Source organism: Brevibacillus brevis (assembly GCF_022026395.1).
Classification (GTDB): domain Bacteria; phylum Bacillota; class Bacilli; order Brevibacillales; family Brevibacillaceae; genus Brevibacillus.
Genome location: NZ_CP041767.1, coordinates 1,915,277 through 1,937,212 on the forward strand (window position 1 = coordinate 1,915,277; position 21,936 = coordinate 1,937,212).

At 48.9% G+C, this 21,936-nt stretch carries 20 protein-coding genes; 18 read left to right on the plus strand and 2 right to left on the minus strand.

Going from position 1 to position 21,936, the window contains the following annotated elements:
- Positions 1-245: 245 nt before the first annotated feature.
- From lon to FO446_RS09430, 3 genes are read left to right on the plus strand one after another with little or no spacing between them, the layout of a single operon-like run.
- Positions 246-2,585, plus strand: coding sequence for an endopeptidase La (lon, locus tag FO446_RS09420; protein ID WP_237900493.1), 2,340 nt, complete (start codon positions 246-248; stop codon positions 2,583-2,585).
- Positions 2,582-3,229: a ribosome biogenesis GTP-binding protein YihA/YsxC gene (yihA, locus tag FO446_RS09425; protein WP_173608507.1), complete on the plus strand. Its 648-nt coding sequence runs from the start codon at positions 2,582-2,584 to the stop codon at positions 3,227-3,229. Before lon ends, yihA begins: the two co-directional genes overlap by 4 nt.
- Before the next feature lie 39 nt (positions 3,230-3,268).
- Positions 3,269-4,621 carry a protein O-GlcNAcase gene (locus FO446_RS09430; RefSeq protein WP_237900495.1) on the plus strand — a complete coding sequence of 451 codons (1,353 nt, stop codon included), beginning with the start codon at positions 3,269-3,271 and terminating at the stop codon, positions 4,619-4,621.
- 48 nt (positions 4,622-4,669) lie between these two features.
- Here the strand turns inward: FO446_RS09430 and FO446_RS09435 are convergent, their stop codons facing one another.
- Positions 4,670-5,611, minus strand: a complete 942-nt coding sequence (locus tag FO446_RS09435; RefSeq protein WP_312027551.1) for a DMT family transporter — start codon at positions 5,609-5,611, stop codon at positions 4,670-4,672.
- A gap of 232 nt (positions 5,612-5,843) precedes the next feature.
- On the opposite strand from FO446_RS09435, the gene hemA reads away from it, so the two are divergent.
- From hemA to FO446_RS09470, 7 genes are all read left to right on the plus strand, one after another.
- Positions 5,844-7,208, plus strand: a complete 1,365-nt coding sequence (hemA, locus tag FO446_RS09440; protein WP_047072881.1) for a glutamyl-tRNA reductase — start codon at positions 5,844-5,846, stop codon at positions 7,206-7,208.
- A 242-nt stretch (positions 7,209-7,450) separates the two neighbouring features.
- Positions 7,451-8,269 (plus strand): cytochrome C assembly family protein, encoded by an 819-nt coding sequence (locus FO446_RS09445; protein ID WP_047072880.1) that lies wholly within the window; start codon positions 7,451-7,453, stop codon positions 8,267-8,269.
- 24 nt (positions 8,270-8,293) lie between these two features.
- The gene (gene hemC / locus FO446_RS09450) at positions 8,294-9,223 is read left to right on the plus strand and encodes a hydroxymethylbilane synthase (protein ID WP_173608505.1); all 930 of its coding nucleotides are present in this window, start codon (positions 8,294-8,296) and stop codon (positions 9,221-9,223) included.
- Positions 9,220-10,032 (plus strand): uroporphyrinogen-III synthase, encoded by an 813-nt coding sequence (locus FO446_RS09455; protein ID WP_237900497.1) that lies wholly within the window; start codon positions 9,220-9,222, stop codon positions 10,030-10,032. The genes hemC and FO446_RS09455 overlap by 4 nt, the downstream gene beginning before the upstream one ends.
- Positions 10,016-10,990, plus strand: a complete 975-nt coding sequence (hemB, locus tag FO446_RS09460; RefSeq protein WP_064200736.1) for a porphobilinogen synthase — start codon at positions 10,016-10,018, stop codon at positions 10,988-10,990. Before FO446_RS09455 ends, hemB begins: the two co-directional genes overlap by 17 nt.
- 7 nt (positions 10,991-10,997) lie before the next feature.
- A complete protein-coding gene (gene hemL / locus FO446_RS09465; RefSeq protein WP_237900499.1) occupies positions 10,998-12,287 on the plus strand; it encodes a glutamate-1-semialdehyde 2,1-aminomutase in 1,290 nt (429 codons plus the stop codon).
- 120 nt (positions 12,288-12,407) lie between these two features.
- The gene (locus FO446_RS09470) at positions 12,408-12,884 is read left to right on the plus strand and encodes a GyrI-like domain-containing protein (RefSeq protein WP_237900501.1); all 477 of its coding nucleotides are present in this window, start codon (positions 12,408-12,410) and stop codon (positions 12,882-12,884) included.
- Between the two features lie 53 nt (positions 12,885-12,937).
- On the opposite strand, the gene FO446_RS09475 is transcribed toward FO446_RS09470, so the two are convergent.
- On the minus strand, positions 12,938-13,615 hold the full coding sequence (locus FO446_RS09475; protein WP_237900503.1) for an alpha/beta hydrolase: 678 nt from the start codon (positions 13,613-13,615) through the stop codon (positions 12,938-12,940).
- Positions 13,616-13,725: 110 nt separating this feature from the next.
- Here FO446_RS09475 and FO446_RS09480 point away from each other — a divergent pair, with 110 nt between their 5' ends.
- The 8 genes from FO446_RS09480 (at position 13,726) to hemY (ending at position 21,853) form a co-directional block, all read left to right on the plus strand.
- Complete coding sequence (locus FO446_RS09480; RefSeq protein WP_173608500.1) at positions 13,726-14,517, plus strand: alpha/beta fold hydrolase; 792 nt, start codon at positions 13,726-13,728, stop codon at positions 14,515-14,517.
- Between the two features lie 88 nt (positions 14,518-14,605).
- Positions 14,606-16,480 (plus strand): bifunctional metallophosphatase/5'-nucleotidase, encoded by a 1,875-nt coding sequence (locus FO446_RS09485; RefSeq protein ID WP_237900505.1) that lies wholly within the window; start codon positions 14,606-14,608, stop codon positions 16,478-16,480.
- A gap of 107 nt (positions 16,481-16,587) precedes the next feature.
- Positions 16,588-16,917, plus strand: a complete 330-nt coding sequence (locus tag FO446_RS09490) for a PadR family transcriptional regulator (protein ID WP_173608498.1) — start codon at positions 16,588-16,590, stop codon at positions 16,915-16,917.
- Positions 16,904-17,455 (plus strand): HAAS signaling domain-containing protein, encoded by a 552-nt coding sequence (locus FO446_RS09495; RefSeq protein WP_173608497.1) that lies wholly within the window; start codon positions 16,904-16,906, stop codon positions 17,453-17,455. The genes FO446_RS09490 and FO446_RS09495 overlap by 14 nt, the downstream gene beginning before the upstream one ends.
- Before the next feature lies 1 nt (position 17,456).
- Positions 17,457-18,305, plus strand: a complete 849-nt coding sequence (locus FO446_RS09500) for a DUF4097 family beta strand repeat-containing protein (RefSeq protein WP_173608496.1) — start codon at positions 17,457-17,459, stop codon at positions 18,303-18,305.
- Between the two features lie 138 nt (positions 18,306-18,443).
- Entirely contained in the window at positions 18,444-19,481 is a 1,038-nt protein-coding gene (hemE, locus tag FO446_RS09505; RefSeq protein ID WP_237900507.1) for a uroporphyrinogen decarboxylase, read from the plus strand.
- 17 nt (positions 19,482-19,498) lie between these two features.
- Positions 19,499-20,431: a ferrochelatase gene (gene hemH / locus FO446_RS09510; protein WP_221869286.1), complete on the plus strand. Its 933-nt coding sequence runs from the start codon at positions 19,499-19,501 to the stop codon at positions 20,429-20,431.
- A gap of 12 nt (positions 20,432-20,443) precedes the next feature.
- Positions 20,444-21,853, plus strand: coding sequence for a protoporphyrinogen oxidase (hemY, locus tag FO446_RS09515; RefSeq protein WP_221869287.1), 1,410 nt, complete (start codon positions 20,444-20,446; stop codon positions 21,851-21,853).
- Positions 21,854-21,936 lie beyond the last annotated feature (83 nt).

Below are 21,936 nucleotides of genomic sequence, written 5' to 3' on the forward strand. Positions count from 1 at the left end.
GTCGGGTATGCTCGCGGATTAGACATCGGATTGTGTTTGCGCTACAATGGAAAAAAGCTTCTGCTTGCAAAGAGCCTGAGGCCTTGCCCAGCCTGAAACGAGCTCCACAAAAAATGATTGTGTATGATCTTTTTTGTCTCGTTTTTGGGGCTGGGTGGGCGTTAGAAAAACGGCTTTGAGGGCCGTTTTTGTCTGTTATAAGGCTCTTTGCAAGAGGGTAGATCAACAAGGAGAGGTGCATCCGCTTGGGCGAACGTTCCGGTAAACGAGAATTACCGCTTCTCCCGTTGCGAGGATTGCTTGTTTATCCGACAATGGTACTCCATTTGGACGTTGGACGGGAAAAGTCCATCCGCGCATTGGAGCAAGCCATGGTAGACGATAACAAGATTTTGCTTGCGACACAGGAAGAGGTCCATATAGAAGAGCCAGATGCTGAGCAAATTTACAGTATTGGTACCGTTGCGCGTGTGAAACAAATGCTGAAGCTGCCGAATGGGACAATCCGTGTATTGGTAGAAGGCTTGCAGCGCGCGAAGATCGAGGAGTATCTTCAGCAGGAAGATTATTTCGTCGTGTCGATTACATATTTGCAAGATGAAAAAACAGAGCAAAACGAAGTGGAAGCCTTGATGCGTTCCTTGCTGGGCCACTTTGAGCAGTACATCAAGCTGTCCAAAAAGGTTTCTCCAGAGACGCTAACCTCTGTGCAGGACATTGAGGAACCGGGACGTTTGGCGGATGTGATTGCTTCGCACTTGCCGCTCAAGATGAAGGACAAACAAGAAATTTTGGAGACGACCAACATCAAGGAACGTCTCGAAATTCTTTTGACCATTTTGAACAACGAGCGCGAGGTACTGGAGCTGGAGCGCAAGATCGGCAACCGCGTGAAGAAACAGATGGAGCGCACGCAAAAGGAATATTACCTGCGTGAGCAAATGAAAGCTATCCAAAAAGAGCTGGGCGACAAGGACGGACGCCAGGGCGAAGTAGATGAGCTGCGTGCTCAGCTCGAAAAGTCCGACGCTCCTGAGCGAATCAAAGCGAAGATCGAGAAGGAGCTTGAGCGTCTGGAAAAGATGCCGGCGACTTCTGCGGAAGGTTCGGTCATCCGCACGTATATCGATACCTTGTTTGCGCTGCCGTGGACGAAGACGACAGAGGACAATCTGGACATTCATCATGCGCAGCAAGTACTCGATGAAGATCATTACGGCCTGGATAAACCGAAGGAGCGCGTTTTGGAGTATTTGGCAGTACAAAAGCTGGTAAACTCCATGCGTGGACCAATCCTTTGTCTGGTAGGTCCTCCGGGTGTCGGAAAAACATCTCTGGCCCGTTCCGTAGCGCGTGCAATCGGGCGTGAATTCGTTCGCATTTCCTTGGGTGGAGTACGCGATGAAGCAGAAATTCGCGGTCACCGCCGCACGTATGTAGGTGCTCTCCCAGGACGAATCATACAAGGAATGAAGCAAGCCGGTACGATTAATCCTGTCTTCTTGCTGGATGAGATCGACAAGCTCGCATCCGATTTCCGCGGAGACCCTGCGTCTGCCCTGCTCGAAGTACTCGATCCAAATCAAAATGATAAATTCAGCGACCACTATATCGAAGAGAGCTATGATTTGACGAATGTGATGTTTATTACGACTGCAAACAGTCTTGATACGATTCCACGTCCGCTTTTGGACCGGATGGAAGTCATCTCGATTTCCAGCTATACCGAACTGGAAAAGCTGAACATTTTGCGTGATTACCTCCTGCCGAAGCAAATGCAGGATCACGGTCTGGGCAAAGATAAGCTGAAAATGAACGACGATGCGATGCTGAAGCTCGTTCGTTTGTACACGCGGGAAGCGGGGGTTCGTAACCTCAATCGCGAAGCAGCCAACGTATGCCGCAAAGCTGCCAAGCTGATTGTGGGCGGTGAGAAGAAGCGAGTCGTGGTTACAGCCAAGACGTTGGAGACACTGCTCGGCAAACCGCGCTACCGCTATGGACTGGCGGAGAAAAAAGATCAAGTCGGCTCCGTTACAGGTCTGGCTTGGACACAGGCAGGCGGCGATACGCTGAATGTAGAAGTCAGCATTTTGCCTGGAAAAGGAAAGCTCACCCTGACAGGAAAACTGGGTGACGTCATGAAGGAATCTGCGCAGGCTGCATTCAGCTATATTCGCTCCCGTGCAGATCAGTGGGGAATTGATCCTTCCTTCCACGAGAAGAACGACATCCACATCCACTTTCCAGAAGGGGCGATTCCAAAAGACGGTCCGTCTGCTGGGATTACTATGGCAACCGCACTCGTATCCGCCCTCACGAAAATCCCTGTGAAAAAAGAAGTGGGGATGACCGGGGAGATTACGCTCAGAGGTCGGGTTCTGCCAATTGGCGGGCTGAAAGAAAAATGCATGTCTGCTCACCGTGCAGGTTTAACCACGATCATTTTGCCAAAAGACAACGAGAAGGATATCGAGGATATTCCGGAGAGCGTACGTGGTGAACTGACATTCTATCCAGTTGATCATTTAGATGAAGTGCTGCGTCACGCGCTAACTAAACAGCCAGTAGGTGACAAAGCATGAAAGTAACATCAGCAGAGTTTATTATCAGCGCGGTTGGACCGAAGCAGTATCCGACGGATGGCCTCCATGAGATCGCGCTGGTAGGACGCTCGAACGTAGGAAAATCATCATTGCTCAATAAAATGATGAATCGCAAAGGGCTAGCCCGGATCAGTTCTCGTCCGGGTAAAACCCAGACATTGAACTATTTCCGTGTCAATCAAATGCTCTACTTCGTTGACTTCCCGGGTTATGGGTATGCAAAGGTAGCGAAGACGATCAAGGAACAATGGGGAAAAATGATCGAGGGCTATTTGAAAAACCGGAAAGAGCTTCGTTTCATTATTCAACTGGTTGATATTCGCCATGCTCCGAGTAAAGACGATATTGCGATGTACGACTGGTGCAAGCAAATCGGGATTCCTACCGTAGTCGTAGCGACGAAAGGTGATAAAATCGCTCGCGGGCGTTGGATGCAGCATACGAAGGTCATCCGTCAAAGCCTGAATTTGCGCGGGGATGATACGATCATTGTATTTTCTTCGGAGACAGGTCAGGGCAAGGATGAACTGTGGGCAGAAATCATGCGTCGTATCCGTGCTGGAGAGGAAATGGCTAGGGAGACGGCTGCTATGGATGAAGAGACTGCTCCAGCCAATGAGTAATTCTTAGACCCAATTCGTCGTGGGGAAGGGAGCATCTGAGTGAGCGGGAGTGCTTGCTTTGCTGTACGTGGTGTGATCGAAGGTTTCTATGGAACACCTTGGACACATGAAGAGCGGCTGGATATGATCGACTTTTTGCACCGATATGATTACAACGCGTATTTCTATGCTCCCAAAGATGACGAGTATCTGCGGGAACGCTGGATGGAGCCGTTTCCTGAGAAAGCCAATCAACAGTTAGATGAGCTGATCCAGAGGGCAAAGGCTCATAACATGCAGTTTATTTATTGTCTGGGTCCTGGACTCAGCATGGAATATACGAATCGTCAGCACTTGGAGCTGTTGGGCAGGAAGTATCGGGATTTGTATGATCGTGGTGTGCGTTACTTTGCGCTATTGTTCGATGATATCCCCATGCACCTGTTGCATGACAAGGATGTAGCCGAGTTTGCCCATTTGGCGGAAGCGCATGCCCATACGACGCTTTACGTGTGGGATTTAATACGCAGCTGGGGCGATCCAGTCAAGCTGGTTGTCTGTCCTACGCAATACAATGGGATTGGAAAAGAAGCGTACATTATGTACCTCGGTCAGCATTTGCCGCCAGAAATCGATTTGTTCTGGACGGGACGATTCGTCTGTTCGCCCTATCTGACGGACGGCGATGCGATTCGTTTCCAAGAGTACACGGGTCATCAACCATTTTATTGGGACAACTACCCGGTGAATGATTTGGCCATGGCGAACGAACTACATATCGGTCCATTGCGTCACCGTGACCCTGACCTGTGGCAATACGCGGCAGGTTATGTGGCGAATGCGATGTCCAGACCAGAATGCTCGAAGATTCCTTTGATTACGACGGCAGCTTATTTGCGAGATCCGATCGGCTACGATCCTGATACAGTATGGAAACAAGCGGTCGAGGAAGTAGCGGGACAAAAGGATGCGGATGCTTTCTTCACCTTTGCGGATAACGTGCAAAGCTCGTTTTTATGTGAGGTGGAATCGCCGCGATTGCTGGAAGCGATCCTGACCTTCCGCTTTCATTTTTTGCAGGGAGATCGGCAAAAAGCCATTGCCGACTTGACTGCTCTTTTCCAGAAGATGGAGGCGGCGGCTGACAAGCTGTTGGCAGGGATGACGAATGGGAAGCTTGCAGAAGAAACGAGGCCATGGTTGGAGAAGTTCCATCTGTGGACCAAAGTCGGTCTTTCGGCAGTCGCTCTCATCGATCATGGGACAAGAGGAAGACTTCCACAAGCAGCCTATCACTTGCTCCGGCTCAAACAGTGGCTCAAACGAACGGAGCGTTACCCGCAAGAAGTGTGCGGACCGGTCATGCAGCTTTTTGTGGATGCGGTAATGCTAGAGGTTAAGAAGAGCTCATAAAAAAAGTTCCTTTCCCGCAGGGGTGAAGGAACTTTTTTGCTTTTCGCATCAGGCCGATTCACGCCCGTCATTGGGTTTTCTCTGACGGAAATTCCGCAACCATTCTTGAATCGGCAGTTCTGCGAGAATCATGCCGGTGAAAATCAGGAGACATCCGGTTAACTGTCTTCCACTCAGTACTTCATGAATAAAGACGTAGGAGGTGAGGGCTGCAAATACAGGCTCCAAGGCGAAAATGAGAGCGACTCGCGTCGAGCTGGTTTGCTTTTGCAAGGCTGTCTGCGCGAGAAAGGCCAGTGCCGTGGCGAAAATAGAAGTGACGATCAAACCAAAGGCCACCTCGGGTATGAACAAGATCGCCGGATCAAAAGCACGACTCCAATCCTCAAAGAAAAAGGAGTACAGCCAGCTCATTACACCTACCGTGCCTAATTGCGTAATGGCAAGGGGCAAGGCTGCAAAACGAGGTGCGTATTTGCCTGTAGAGACGATTTGCATGGCGAAGCAGATTGCACCGAAGAATATCAGGGCATCACCAAGGTTAAAGGAGAATGACTGGTTCTGCGTCAGCAAATACAAGCCGAATGCTGCCAGAATCACACCGACGATAGCGAATGGTTTGACACGCTCACGCAAGAGCAAAAATGAGAAGAGCGGCACCAATACGACAGATAAGCCAGTGATAAATCCAGCTTTGGACGGCGATGTATACAAAAGTCCTACGGTCTGAAAGGCGTACCCCAAACAGAGCCAAAAACCGAGGATGACTCCGGCACGAAGCAGTGGCCCTCTCCATTCAGAGGTCTGCCCACGATGACGATTGCGGATGAAATAAATGATCAATAAAAATAACGCAGCAATGGTAAAACGAACAGCGTTAAACGTATTGGGAGGCAGCGATGCGATTGCCTGCTGAACGATCAAAAACGTAGTTCCCCAGATAAAAGCAACGAGGAGCAGCGTTATGTCTGCCATCCATGGTTTTCTCAAAGCTTCTTTCCTCTCCTTTCCGACATTTTCGCAATTTTTCTTCTGCTTCATGTATAGCCGACATCATAAGGTATTCCCGGAAGGAACGCAAGCGGATTATACAGGATATACCCAAAGTGCACTCCGTTAAAAAACTTTTCACAATTACTCCTATCCGATTCGGGACATAATGATATAATAATAGTGCATTTTACATATGCCGCTAACAGGTTTGGTATTCTGGGAGGACATTATGGATATTCTTTTGCTGGGTCTAAACTATAAAACAGCTCCTGTCGAAATTCGCGAAAAGTTTACATTCAGCGACGACGGGACAGCACGCGCTCTTCATCTTCTCTCCCAGACGAAGAGTATCGCAGAATGTATCATCCTGGGGACGTGCAATCGGACGGAAATTTACGTCGTTTGCGATCAGGCGAATATTGGCCGAGACTATACCCGCCGTTTTTTGGCTGAATGGTTCGGCGTGGAGAAAGAACAATTTAAGGATCATCTCTATATAAAAGAGAACGAACAAGCAATCGAGCACTTGTTCCGCGTCTCTTCCGGTCTTGATTCGATGGTAATGGGAGAAACACAAATCCTCGGACAAGTCCGGGATGCGTTCCTGTTGGCGCAGGAGCGTCAAACGACAGGAACTGTCTTCAACACCTTATTCAAGCAAGCGATTACGTTCGCCAAGCGTGCCCATACAGAGACAGCGATTGGACAAAATGCGGTTTCTGTCAGCTACGCTGCTGTCGAACTGGGCAAAAAGATATTCGGTTCCTTCGCAGGGAAGTCTGTTCTGATCGTCGGAGCAGGCAAAATGAGCGAACTGACCGCCAAGCACCTGCACGCAAATGGATCGGAACGCGTCATGGTAGCGAATCGTACATTGGAACGAGCGCAGCTTTTGGCAGAAAAGTTCAAGGGTGACTCCTGTACGATGGAGCAGTTGCCAGAGGCACTGCTCACAGCAGACATCGTCATCAGCTCGACCGGAGCGACAGGTTATGTCCTCGGAAAAAAAGAACTGGCTCCGATCATGAAACAACGGAAGCATCGTCCGTTGTTCATGGTGGATATCGCAGTTCCTCGCGACCTGAATCCAGACTTGCATGATCTTGATAACGTATTTTTATATGATATTGACGATCTGGAAGGAATCGTTGCGAGTAATGTTGCGGAACGTTCTCGTGAAGCGGAACGTCTGGATGTCATGATTCAAGAAGAGATCGTGGCATTCACGACCTGGTACCAGACGCTTGGCGTGGCGCCACTGATCGCTGCACTGCGTGACAAGGCAAACACGATCCAAAGCGAAGCGATGCGAAAAATCGAAAACAAGCTGCCGAATCTGTCTGAGCGGGAGATGCACATCATCCGCAAGACAACCAAGGGCATTGTCAATCAACTGTTGCACGATCCGGTCGTGCGTTTAAAGGAAATGGCAGCGACCAAAGATGGGGAAGAAGTACTGGATATTTTCGAGAAAATGTTTGCGTTGGAGGAGATCCTGGAGCGAAAAGAACAGGAAGCAATCTGGGCTAACGATAAAAATAAACAGACATCTTCTTCTCGGGAACAGGTATTGGCTTCCCGGTTCCCTGACTAAGCTGACCTGACAATCTATCTGCTACTAGAGGTTGTTCAAAAAGTCGTCTTTTGATCACGAAGTAGCTCCGAAAGCTAATTCGACATCGAATATGGCGTTCACCTCCGAAGTCCGGTGCTCATGTAGATTACCTACACTGCGCTCCTCCTTCGTTCGGTTCTCGCCATCTTCTCGGTGCTAAAAAGCCGACTTTTTGAACACGCACTGTTAGAAACCGATTGGGAAAGTGGGGGAGAGAGTGCATGGCCGAGGTGAGATGGATCTACGACTTGACGATCTTTCTCTACGCTGCAAGTGTTCTCTTCTATTTTAACGACTTCTTGCAAAGCAACCGGAAAGTCAATCGTCTGGCTTTCGGGTTGCTTGTTGTCGTTTGGGCCTTGCAAACCGCATTTTTTGTCTCGCAAGCAGTCATGAAGGGGTATTTTCCAGTCATTACGCTGTTTGAGACGCTCTTTTTTTATTCATGGGTGCTGGTAGGTTTGTCGCTTGCCATTCACTATTTTTTTCGAATTGATTTGCTGGTTTTTTTTACTAATATTATCGGGTTCGTCGTGCTCGTCATGTCGATGTTTTTGCCGGAAACGCCGATTGAGGCTGTATCGAGCATTTTGACCTCTGAGCTATTGCTGACGCATGTGACACTGGCCATGTTCAGCTACGGGGCATTCTCGCTCTCCATGATCTTCTCGGCCATGTATTTGCTCCAGCACAAAATGCTAAAGGGACGACGCTGGTCGCCGTTGCTCAGGCGTTTGCCAAGCCTCGATCAATTGGAAGGTTACGCGTACCGAATGAACATGCTCGGCGTACCAATGCTCTTGCTTTCGATTGTATTAGGGATCATTTGGGGTAAAATGGTTTTGCCGGAGAAATTTCTGCTAGATTCTAAAGTAGTGCTCTCCGTGCTCGTCGTTGCGATTTATTCGTTGTGGCTGTACCAACGCTATCGGGATACGATGCAGATGCGCAGACTCGCGCAGTGGAACGTCCTGGCGTTTTTGTTACTGCTTATCAATTTTTTGGGCTTCACTACTTCTACATTTCACGACTGGTGGTAGGAGCTGTTCATCAAGGAGGCTGTCATGGGAAAATGGAAAGTGGGAACGCGTCGCAGCAAATTGGCGCTCACCCAAACGAATTGGGTCGTAGATAAACTGAAGGGGTTCGCACCTGAAGCTGATTTTGAATTGCATGAAATCGTAACAAAAGGCGATCGAATTCTCGATGTGACCTTGTCCAAAGTAGGCGGAAAAGGATTGTTTGTCAAAGAAATCGAGCAATCCTTGTTCGATAAGGAAACCGATTTTGCCGTACACAGCTTGAAGGATATGCCGGCTGAATTGCCAGAGGGCTTGGTAATCGGCGCGATTCCGAAGCGTGTTGATCCTCGGGATGTTCTGCTTTCCAAGGACGGCAAGACGTTGGATGAACTGCCCCAAGGAGCTTTGGTAGGGACCAGTAGCTTGCGCCGTTCTGCACAAATTCTCGCACATCGCCCTGACATTCAGATCGAATCTCTGCGTGGAAATATTGATACGCGCATACGCAAGCTTGCGGAAGGTAATTTTGATGCGATTATCCTTGCTGCGGCTGGACTTGAGCGCGTGAATTTTGAAGGCGAAATCTCGCAGTTCCTGCCTGTTGAAATCAGCTTGCCAGCAGTCGGTCAGGGTGCGCTTGCCATCGAATGCCGTGCAGACGATGAGAAGACACTCGCTCTCTTGAAGCAGTTTGATGACGCACCGACACGCTTGGCGGTAACAGCAGAGCGGAGCTTCCTGCACAAGCTCCAAGGAGGCTGTCAGGTGCCGATTGGCGCATACGCGACAGTTGGAGAGAACAATGAAATTACGTTGACCGGAATGGTTGGCTCCCCTGATGGAAAACAAATGTTCAAAAACACGGCGACTGGCCAGGATCCGTTAGCGCTGGGCATTCAAGTGGCGGAAGCTCTTCTGGCGCAAGGAGCGGGAGACGTACTTGCGCAAGTATTGCGGGAGAATGAGCAATGATTGTCCACGGATCGCACAAGCCGCTGACTGGCAAGTGCATCATGGTCACGCGGGCAAGAAGTCAAGTTCGCGAGCTCGTTGAACATATCGAGCGGTTGGGTGGAGAAGCGTATGCATTTCCCCTGTTAAAAATGATGCCGCCGACGGACACTGCCAAGCTCGATGAAGCCATCACCCAGTTGCCAACATACGACTGGGTGGTCTTCACAAGTGTGAATGGTGTACGCTTCTTCTTGGAGCGCATGCGCGAGGTCGGGGTAGGCCTTGAAGCATTCACTGGCAAAATTGCAGCAGTCGGTCCGAAGACGGCCAAGGCACTTGAGCATCACGGGCTCGAAGTAGCTGTCATCCCGTCTGATTACGTGGCGGAGGGCTTGCTGTCGAGCTTGTATGATCAGTTGCTTTCTGGTCAGCGCGTTCTGCTGCCTCGTGCAGATATTGCCCGCAAGGCACTGCCGAAGGAGTTGGCTCGCTTGGGACTTGCTGTGACAGAGGTAGACGTGTATCACACTGTCATCGATGCAGAGCAGGCTCCAGACGCAGCGGAAAAGCTCCAGCAAGGACTCATCGATATCATCTTGTTTACCAGTTCTTCAACGGTGACACATTTCATGGCAGCGATGGAGCCTTATGCATCGTTAGACTGGCTCAAGCATGTTCAGATAGCCTGTATCGGACCAATAACGGCAGACACCGCAAAGCAAAACGGGCTTTCTGTTCATGTGGTAGCGAGTGAGTACACCGTGGAAGGATTACTAGCAGCTATCATAGAGAATCTGGGAGGGAATCGACATGGCACAAACATTTGACCGTCATCGCCGTCTTCGCAAAAGCGCGGCTATGCGCAATCTGGTGCGGGAGAACCACGTACGGGTGGAAGACTTGATTTATCCGTTGTTCGTAGTGGAAGGAACCGGTATTAAGAATGAGATTCCGTCCATGCCAGGCGTGTATCAGCTCTCCTTGGACACGCTGGCCGAAGAAATGAAGGAAATCGTAGCTCTCGGCATTCAGGCTGTTTTGATGTTTGGGGTACCAACGCATAAAGACGCATGCGGAACAGAGGCGTACAATGATGATGCGATTACCCAACAGGCGATGCGTCTGATCAAGGAAGCCCATCCGGAAATGATCGTGATTGCAGATACATGCCTGTGTGAATACACCGATCATGGTCACTGTGGTGTCATTCACGAAGGAGAAGTCGTGAATGACGAAACATTGAAGCTTTTGGGTCAGACCGCTGTTTCCCAAGCAAAAGCTGGAGCAGATATTATTGCACCTTCCAACATGATGGACGGTTTCGTGATTGCAATCCGTGAAGCTTTGGACGAGGCTGGTTTTGAGCACATTCCGATCATGTCCTATGCGGTGAAATACGCTTCTGCCTTCTACGGGCCATTCCGCGATGCGGCAGGCTCTACTCCACAATTCGGTGATCGCAAAAGCTACCAAATGGACGCAGCCAATGCACGAGAAGGTCTGCGCGAGGCAGCTTCCGATGTAAAAGAAGGCGCGGACTTCTTGATCGTGAAGCCAGGTCTTGCCTTCATGGACATGGTTCTTCGTCTGCGTGAGAACTTCAACCTGCCAATCGTGGCTTACAATGTGAGTGCAGAGTATTCCATGGTAAAAGCGGCAGCTTTGAATGGCTGGATCGATGAAGAGCGTATCGTTATGGAAACATTGGTTGGCTTCAAGCGCGCAGGTGCGGATATGATCATTACGTACCATGCAAAAGATGTTGCAAAATGGCTGGCGAGGTGAGCACGAGATGAATAGAGAAAAATCTACTCAGTTATTTGCAGAAGCACAGCATTACATACCAGGCGGAGTTAACAGTCCGGTTCGTGCCTTTAAAAGCGTTGGAGGCAATCCTGTTTACATCGCAAAAGGAGAAGGCTCCCGCATTTTTGATGTCGATGGAAACAGCTATATTGACTACATCGGCTCGTGGGGTCCATTGATCTTGGGTCATGCGCATCCGCGTGTCCTTGCAGCGATTACGGAAGTAGCTGCACTTGGAACCAGCTTCGGCGCACCCACTGAGCGGGAAACCGAAATGGCAAAGCTCGTTTGTGAGATCGTGCCATCTGTGGAAGTTGTGCGTATGGTGAACTCCGGTACAGAGGCGACGATGAGCGCTCTGCGCCTCGCGCGTGGCTATACCAGACGCAACAAAATCATGAAGTTCGAAGGCTGCTACCATGGTCATGCCGACAGCCTGTTGATCAAAGCTGGTTCCGGTGTGGCTACACTTGGACTGCCAGACAGCCCAGGGGTACCAGAAGGAACAGCACACAACACGATTACGGTTCCTTACAATGATCTCGAAAGCGTCAAACTGGCATTTGAAACGTTTGGCGATGATCTGGCAGCAGTTATTGTGGAGCCAATCGGCGGCAACATGGGGGTTGTTCCTCCACAGCCGGGCTTCCTCGAAGGACTGCGTGAAATTACGGAGAAACATGGGACACTGCTCATTTTCGATGAAGTCATGACTGGCTTCCGTGTAGCATTAGGCGGTGTACAAGAGCTGTACGGCATTACTCCGGATCTGACAACGATGGGGAAAGTCATCGGTGGTGGCTTGCCAGTAGGTGCATACGGTGGCAAACGGGAGATCATGCAGCAAGTGGCTCCAGCAGGACCAATCTATCAGGCAGGTACGCTGTCAGGAAATCCTTTGGCAATGGCTGCTGGCTTGACTACCTTGCAAGAGCTCAGCAAACCAGGCGCTTACGAGCGCTTGGAGAAGATGTCCGCTCGTTTGGCTGAAGGCTTGGCTGACAATGCCAAGAAGCTGGGCATCCCGCACACGCTCAATCGCGTAGGCTCCATGGTTTGCCTGTTCTTCACAGAGACGCCGGTTATCAACTATGAAACAGCGAAAACATCCGATCTGGAGCGTTTCTCGGCGTACTTTAGCTATCTGCTCGAGGAAGGCATCATGATCCCGCCGTCCCAGTTTGAGGGTATGTTCGTTTCCTTGGCTCATACGGATGAAGATATCGAACGGACGATTGAAGCAAGCTACAAAGCGATGAAAAAAGCGTTTGAATAAAGAATCAAAAGAAGAAAGCACTTCCTTGCTGATGCAGGAAGTGCTTTTTTTGATTTTTTGCAGGATTTTTCCACCCCCTGTCAAAATACGAAGGAAAATGCAGATGAGTGAGGTGGAAAGATGGAAGGGACGATTGTTCACGTACCGCAAAAACATCTGATTGGACTTAGCTTCTCCGGTTCTTTTCCGATGCTTGTCGAATACATGCCCAAACTGTGGGAGACTTTTTTGAAGCGTCAGGATGAGATTCCTTTCGTGATTTCACCAGATGTTCGTTACGACATCAACAACGAGAATCGGACGTACGAAATGTATACCGAGTACATTGTGGTGGAAGTCGAGCGTTTTGAGCAGATCCCTGAGGGCATGGTAGGGTTTACGATTCCTGCGAAGACATACGCTCGCTTTACCCACACAGGACCGATGGAACAGGTCCAAAACACATACCACAGTCTGTTTGGCTGGCTCAACGAGAATGGCCATCAAGTGGACGACCAAGCCCTTCGCATGGAGTGCTACGACCATCGGTACATTCCCTCTGTGCATGAGTCTGCTCGCGTCGACAATGCGTATGAAATTTTTATCCCGCTTCGGTAAAAAACAAGAAAACAACACCTACTTTGCACGAGCAAGAGGTGTTGTTTTTGATGTCAATCCATTTGCTTGTCCAAGAAGCGTGATAGTTCACCCATGACAGACTGAAGCACTTGAAGAGAATCATCGATGGAGAGATCGACATCGAGGGAGTGCTTGGCGTTTTGCGGGAGATGGAGCTGGATGTTAGGTTTGGATGCGGCAAGCTGATCAACCACAACCTGGTTGTAGTAATGATCGGCAGTGCCTGAGACGAGAAATACCTGTTGGTCAAGAGTCAGCAATTCAGTATGGACCACATCCTCAGTCAGCAATGGCGTCAACAGGATAGCTGATGAACGGGCAAAACGAGATTCCTTGAGCAATCCACATGTAATCGGCACCGTACCGAGTGACTTCCCGAGGAAGAAAACTCGTTCATACTCATGAGCATCCAGCACATGTGAGACAACCATTTGCATCTCTTCGCTGATCCAAGCACTTCGTTTGGCGAATGAGCAATTCCAAAAATCCGTATTGTCTCGTCCATACTCTGCGTGTACATGGACGAGATCGATCTGTTTGCTCAAAAAAATCATGGTAGAATAATACAGATAAGGTCTGTCGAACGAATAGCTGGCTCCGGGAAAGAAAAAACAGACGGAGCGAGATGGCGTCTGATTTGCCTGAATGTGCGTGTACGTCATTTCTCTGCCGTCCCTGACGATCACGGAACCTGTTTTTGGGTATACCATCTACTAGCTGCACCTCTTTCATGTTCTTCGGAACAGGGGTATTTTCCAATAGTAAGGGCTAGTAGCATTTGTTGACAAGAAGTAAACAAACGATAAAGGAGAATGATTCGATGAAAAAGGAAGTCCAACTGAGTAACGGCATCAAAATAGCTTACGTAGAAGAAGGAACGGGGGAGTCGCTTGTTTTGATCCACGGCTTTTGCGGGAGCTCATCTTACTGGCACAAACTAATGCCACTCCTGTCAAAAACGCATCGTGTCATTGCGATCGATTTGCGTGGTCATGGAGACAGCACGGCCCCTGATGAACCGTATTCGATGGAGCGCTTTGCAGACGATCTGTCTTTGTTTGTAGATGAGCTGGGGGTAGCGAAGATTCATCTGTTTGGACATTCGCTCGGTGGCTATGTGACCTTGGCATTTGCCAATCAATACGCGGACAAGCTGGCGAGCTTTGGTTTGATTCATTCGACGCCATATCCGGATGACGACGCTGCAAAGGCCAATCGGGATAAAGGCGCAGACAACATCCGCCAAAATGGAATGGAGCCGTTTATCAAAGCGCTCATACCGAAGCTGTTCGCACCTTCCCATATCGACACGATGAGAGAAGAAGTCCAGCTGGCAAAAGAGATTGGCTTTGCGACAAGCCCGGTTGGAGCTATTCAAACATTAATCGCCATGCGTGATCGAGCGGATCGCAATCATGTGCTGCAAGAAACGACTTTGCCTGTGCTATTAGTCGCAGGATCAGAGGACCAGATCATTCCTGCTGAAAAAACTTTTACAGTAGATAAAAATAACGTCGAGCAAGTGTTGCTGCCCGATGCAGGGCATATGGGCATGGTAGAGGCACCAGAGAAAATGGCAGAAGCCTTCAAGAGCTTTCTAAACAGAAAGTAAACAAATATCACACCATAGTCCTAGCAAATTTTGCTATAATGAAAACGTTATCCTATTTATTTATACATAGACGAGAGGGGAAATTATTATGAAAAAGGCACGTCGGATTACGATGACGGCGTTTGCATCTATCGTATTTGCATCGCTGATGTCTTCCTCAGCATTTGCAGCACCTTTGCATCCCGTACAGCACGTTGACTGGATGGTGAAAAAGGCAATTGTATCAGCGGGTCAAAATGGCGATCTTGCTTTGGATCGTGCCGTGACTCTCGCAGAAGCTACTGTTGTTTTCTCTAAATTGAAAGTGGCAAAAGTGGGAGCTGCCGCTAAAGGTGCTCATTGGTCCACTCCTTACTTCGACTGGGCGAAGAGCCAAGGTGCTCTCACACAAGAAGATTATAAAAACCCTACGCAAGCGGTAACATCTGCCAAGCTTACACAAATGGCTGACAAACTGGGCTACAAAGTGAAGCTCGAAAACAAGGCGACTGTAACGCGCGGCGAGTTTTTCCAAGCATTGGGTGATGCGGCTACCACGCATGTAACGATTGCACACACCAACGATACACACGGTCATATTCAAGAAGACAAGAACCAAAAAGAATTCGGCTTTGCCAAAATCGCAACCTTGCTCAAGGAATGGCGTGCAGAGAACGAAAACTTCTTGCTCTTGGATGCTGGTGATACCTTCCAAGGTACCGTTTTCGTGAACCAATTCAAAGGCGAATCTGTTGTTCCGATCCTCAACAGCCTTGACTACAACGTAATGGCAGCAGGTAACCACGAGTTTGACTTCGGTTATGAGCAATTGCTCAAGCTGCGTGATATGCTCGAGCATCCAGTTATCTCAGCTAACGTATTCAAGTCAGATGGAAAAGAATTGCTGCCGCCTGTTTTCAAAGCAGAGATTGGCGGAAAGAAATTCGCCTTTGTTGGTTTCGTAGCGGAAGATACCCCTGTATTGACTCACCCTGACAACGTAAAAGGGCTGACATTCAAAAACCCGGTAGAAGTGGCGAAAGTACTTGTACCTGAGCTGAAAAAAGAAGTAGATCACGTGATTGTTGTTTCCCATATCGGAGTGAACGTAGACCGTGAAATCGCGAAAAACGTTCCTGGCATTGACCTGATCGTTGGTGGTCACTCCCATACTCCGCTGAAAGAACCTGAACTCGTAAACGGCACATACATCGTACAAGACTGGGAGTACGGCAAGTCACTCGGACGCGCTGACCTCTACTACCTCGGAAAAGAACTGGTAGCATTCAGCGGCGGTTTGAAAGAGTACGATGAAGCAGTTGTGGCTGATCCAGATGTAGATAAGATGGTTAAAGAAATCGTGAGCAAGATCGATACGGTCATGAATGTTGTCATTGCGAAATCCGAAGTACCACTCGACGGTGACCGTGCACTGGTACGTACGAAAGAAACAAACGTCGGTAACCTGATCACAGATATCATGCTGGAGCGCACGCAGTCCATCAAAGGCTATGAGGCAGATGTAGCACTTGCTAACGGCGGAGGCATCCGTACACAGCTGCCAGCAGGCGATATCACGAAAAAAGGTCTGTACACGCTCCTGCCATTCGAGAACAATACACTGGCAGTCGTAGAAGTAACAGGCGAAGAGCTGAAGAAAGCCCTCGAAAACGGCGTGAGCAAGGTAGAAGAGGGAGCAGGACGTTTCCCGCAAGTGAGCGGCATGAGCTTCACGTACAACCCATCCAAGCCAGCAGGCGAGCGCGTAGTAGAAGTAAAAGTTGGCGAAAAGCCGCTTGACCTGACCAAAACATATAAATTGGCTACGATTGACTTCCTGGCAGCAGGTGGAGATGGTTACGAATCTTTGAAAAAGCCATTCTTCAACACAGGCCTGTCCATGTACAGCATTGTGGAGGAAGGCCTGATCAAGCGGAAAACTGTCAATCCAAAAGTAGAAGACCGCATTGTTGAGGTAAAATAAGGTTTGACCGGACAGGGGTGGAGAAAAACCTCCCTGTCCGTCTTTTATTATGAAGTACCTTGCAATATATAGTAGCGATTTGGTAAGCTTTTACATGGGTGATATTGATGAACGTACAGTTTAAAAAAGGGGTTCTGGAGCTGTGTGTTCTCGTCTTGACAGCTAAGCAGGACAGATACGGCTACGAACTGGTTGCAAGCATCTCGGAAAAATTCCATATCTCTGAAGGAACGGTTTATCCCTTGCTTCGCCGTTTGACCCAGGAAGGATTTTTTACGACCTATTTGGCGGAATCACAAGAGGGACCCCCGCGGAAATATTACCAGCTGACAAATCGCGGACGTCAATACATGAATGACCTCGTCTTGGAGTGGCGAATATTTAACCGCGGGGTAAATGAGATCATAGAGGAGGGACTCGAATATGACAAGGCGTGAGTTTATGGATGAGTTAAATGCTTTGCTTAGCGCTTTGCCCGATAAAGAACGTTTAGACATTCTTGCCGATTATACAGAGCATTTTCTCTTGGGTATGAATCAAGGGAAGACGGAGCACGAAATCGCGGAAGGATTGGGAAGTCCGAAGCTAGTGGCACGCGAGCTTTTGGCTGGCTACCGAATTGATCAAGCTCAGTCCACCGCATCGGTAGGGAATATGACGAGAGCGATTATCGCGACAATCAGCTTGGGATTTTTCAATCTCGTCTTCGTTTTGGGGCCATTTCTAGGCCTGATCGGCATACTGATGGGGTTGTATGCGATGACTGCGGCGCTTCTGGTTGCGCCAGTTGGAATATTCTTGGATTACGGGATTCCTGCCCCTTCTCAAGAGCGACTTTTCTTGTTGTTCTCCAGCATGGTTTCCGTAGGATTGGGCGGAATGTTTGCCATTGGCTTGCTGCGACTGACGAAATGGCTGTATCGTCAGTTCTTGCGTTATCTCCAGTTCAACGTGAAGATGATCAGGGGGAAATGAGATGCGAAATTTAGGGAAAAGACTCTTTGGCATAAGTCTTCTTTTATTCATCATCGGTGTATGTGGAATCATCTGGCTCTTTACGAAGCAAGAAAATTTCTCCTTTTCGTTAAAACAAGTCAATGAAGAGCACGTGATCGAACAAGAGGTAAAAGCGATTGAGTTGCTGACGGAAGCGGCTGATGTGGAAATCATGGCAAGCAAGCAACCAAAAGCGAGCGTACGAATGGTCGGGGAAGTATCCGAACAACAGCAGGAGCGACTGGAGTTTCGGAGTGTAGTCTCACCAGATGGTACGCTGCTCGTAGAACTGCGTGAACTCCCCCACGTCAATATGTTTTATCCTCGTAACGGGAAGGTAAAGCTGGAAGTCTTCCTGCCAGAAAAAGTGTATGAGAACGTCCAGCTTGAAACGATGACAGGGGATATCAAGAGTGGAATGCTGCGTGCAAAGAACACGAAAATATCCACCGGCAATGGAGATGTGAACGTATCGGGCTATGAAGGAGAAGCACTTAACGTCCAGACAGCTACAGGTGATATCAATCTTGAGGATGTTCGCTCGGCCGTTGTAATCGAAAGCTCCACAGGCGAGATTGATAAACTGACAATGCCTGAGCTAACCCATGACGTTTCCATTCGAACGGATACGGGGGATATTCGAGTGACAGTGGCCAAGGAGCCTGCTGCAGCACAGTTGGAAGTAACGACAGATACAGGTTCCATCTCAACCACCTGGTCGAACCTCATCTATGAAAAGGACGAGGAATACAGGGTGAAGGCATCGATTGGATCAGGTGGACCCAAAATGACTGTGAGAAGTTCGACCGGGGATGTTCGCATTCAATAGGAGAAGTTTGGAAACACTGATGGATAGGATTGGAAACGGAAGAAACGAAAAGATTTTGACACAAAAGAGACATTACTTGTCGAATGACGAATGGTATCATATTGAAGGAAACATAATTGTGCAAAGCGAGGTTTATTCATGACCGCAAAAACTTTTAACGATACGTTTTTGAAAGCATGTCGCGGTGAAGCGACAGAGCATGTTCCGGTTTGGTACATGCGTCAGGCGGGGCGTTATCAGCCAGAATACCGCGCCATCCGCGCGAAGCATAGCTTTTTTGAAATGAATTACATACCGGAAGTTTGCGCGGAAGTGACACGTCTGCCCGTTGAGCAACTGGGTGTTGACGCTGCAATCTTGTTTGCAGATATCATGACGCCACTAAAACCGATTGGCGTGGATGTGAATATCGAATCGGGTATTGGTCCTGTAATCGCAAACCCAATCGAATCCTTGAAGGATGTTGAGCGTCTGCTTGAGCTCGATCCGGAAACACATGTGCCGTACATTCTTGAGTCCATTAAGATCTTGCGTCAGCAATTATCTGTTCCATTAATCGGTTTCGCGGGTGCACCATTTACACTGGCTAGCTATTTGATCGAAGGCGGCCCTTCCAAGCATTATCATAAGACAAAAGCATTCATGTATACGGAGCCAGTTGCTTGGCAGGCGCTGATGGAAAAACTGGGCGATATGACTATCACCTACCTCAAAGCGCAAATTAAAGCAGGTGCACAAGCTGTGCAAGTATTTGATTCGTGGGTCGGTGCATTGAATGACGAAGATTACCGCGAGTACATTACACCAGTCATGACACGGATCTTCAACGCCCTAAAAGATACTGGCGTGCCAACGATCTATTTTGGTATCGGCGCGGGTCATCTTTTGATGGATTGGAACCGCTTGCCTGTTGATGTGGTTGGTCTGGACTGGCGTACTTCGATTACAACTGCTCGTGAAATGGGTGTGACGAAGAGGCTTCAGGGCAATTTGGACCCAACGCTGCTATTGGCACCTTGGGAGAAGCTCGAAGCGAAGGCGAAGGAAATTTTGGATGAAGGCACAAAACAGCCAGGCTTCATTTTCAACCTAGGCCACGGCGTATTCCCTGACGCCAAAGTAGAAACGCTGCAACAACTGACGAAGTTCATCCATAGTTACAAAAGGGACGTCTAATCAGGAGGGGCGCTTACATGTCAAAGCAGAAGATCGGACTCTTGTTAATGGCGTATGGAACGCCACGCAGTCCTGAACAGATTGAACCATACTATACGCACATTCGCCGTGGTCGCAAGCCACCACAAGAATTGCTCGATGATTTGATGGCTCGTTACGAGGCTGTAGATGGATTGAATCGATTTGCAGACATTACGGATGAGCAGGTTCACGCTCTCGAGCAGGAAATGAACAAACGCTACCCAGACCGTGAATTTGTAGGGTACCTTGGTTTGAAGCATATCGCTCCGTTTGTCGAAGACGCAGTAGAGCAAATGAAACGCGATGGAATTACCGAAGCGATCAGTCTTGTTCTGGCGCCTCATTATTCCAGTTACAGCGTCAAAGAATACAACGGACGAGCACAAGAGCATTCCGTGGCAATTGGTGGACCTGTCATCCACAGCATTGAGAGCTGGTATCTGGAACCAGGCTTCATCGGATATTGGGCAGATGCCATTCAAGCAACGTTTGCCGAGATGACGGATGAAGAGCGTGGACAAGCAGTCGTGATATTCTCCGCTCACAGCCTGCCGGAAAAAATTTTGAAGTCAGGTGATCCGTACCCAATGCAACTGGAAGAGACGGCAAAGCTCATTGCCGAGCAAGCAGGGATCACTTCCTATGCCATTGGATGGCAAAGTGCAGGAAATACACCTGATCCTTGGTTGGGACCAGATGTACAGGATTTGACCAGAGAGCTGTACGAAGCAAAAGGCTACCAAGCATTTGTTTACTGTCCTGTCGGATTTATTGCGGAGCATTTGGAAGTTCTGTTTGATAATGATGTGGAATGCAAAGCGGTTACAGATGAGCTAGGGGTACATTACTATCGTCCAGCGATGCCTAACGCCAGACCTGCGTTCATTTCCTGTCTGGCAGATGCAGTCGGAAAGAAGCTGGCGAATTAGGGGATCGATCATATGAGCGATAATACCTATCATATTACGATTATAGGCGGCGGTATAACAGGGTTGACCGCTGCTTTTTACTTACAAAAGGAAATCGAAGCAAAGGGCCTGCCCATCCGTTTTCAACTGATTGAAGAGCAAGGACGACTTGGTGGGAAAATCAAGACATGGCGTCACGAAGGATTTGTGATTGAGCAAGGTCCCGATTCGTTTCTCGAGCGAAAAACAAGCGCGGCTGAGTTGGCAGTGGACTTGGGGCTTGGGGATGATCTCGTTCGTAACAGTACAGGACAAGCTTATATTTGGCATCAGGATCGCCTGAAGGCTATACCAGAGGGAGCGGTCATGGGTGTGCCGACAAAGGTCATGCCTTTTGTCACAACCGATCTCATTTCTTGGCCGGGCAAGCTTCGGGCAGCTCTGGATCTCGTTCTTCCTGCCTCCAAAGGAGACGGCGATATCTCTGTGGGTGACTTTTTTCGGCGTAGGCTAGGTAATGAAGTTATTGATAATCTTATAGCGCCCTTATTGTCCGGTGTCTACTCCGGGGATCTCGACAATCTCAGCTTACTTGCGAGTTTTCCTCAATTCGCGCAAATGGAGAGGCAACATCGCAGCTTGATCGTAGCGATGAAGCATTCTCGCCCGCAAGCAAAAACGCAGGGAAAGCCAAAAGGCATCTTCCTGACGTTGAAGAACGGCTTGCAGTCTTTGGTTGAGGCAATCGAGAAGAGCTTACCTGAAGATGTCATCTCGAAGAATACTGGTGTCAAAGAACTGGTGAAACGGCCAGACGGGAAGTACACCTTGGTATTGAAAAATGGAGAAGCGATTGAGACGGATACGGTGCTGTTGACCGTACCACATGCTGTCGCAGAGCCATTGTTCCGACCTTATGTACAAGTTCCTACCCTGCCACAAGCGAAGCCGCATATGGTAGCAACCATCGCAATGGCGTTTCCAGAGTCAGCAATTGATTTAGGGATGGAAGGGACAGGATTTATTGTACCGCGGAATTCTGGCGCAAAAATTACGGCGTGTACGTGGGCGCATCGCAAATGGCCACATACGACGCCGAAAAACAAAGCCTTGCTGCGTAGCTTTGTAGGGAGAGCAGGAGAGCAATCCTTTATGGAGCAGACGGACGAGGAAATTCTGGAGGTCATCCTCCGCGATCTGCGCAAGATCATGACGATTCGAGCAGAGCCGGATTTTTATAACGTATCACGCTTGCAAAATGCCATTCCATATGTTGTCGGACATCAGGCTTGGGTGCAGGATGTGAACAATCAATTAAAAGAAAAACTCCCTGGTGTTATCGTGGCAGGTGCGTCGTACAGTGGTGTAGGTGTACCAGATTGTATTGATCAGGGGAAAAAAGCAATAGCAGAATGGATTGCGTCTGTAAAACCGGGGAGATAGATAACCCCGGTTTTTCCTTTTTTTTCGGTGCTAAACGGCTCGTCCTGTCCATATAGTATAGGGAAATGTCCTGCACTTGAAAG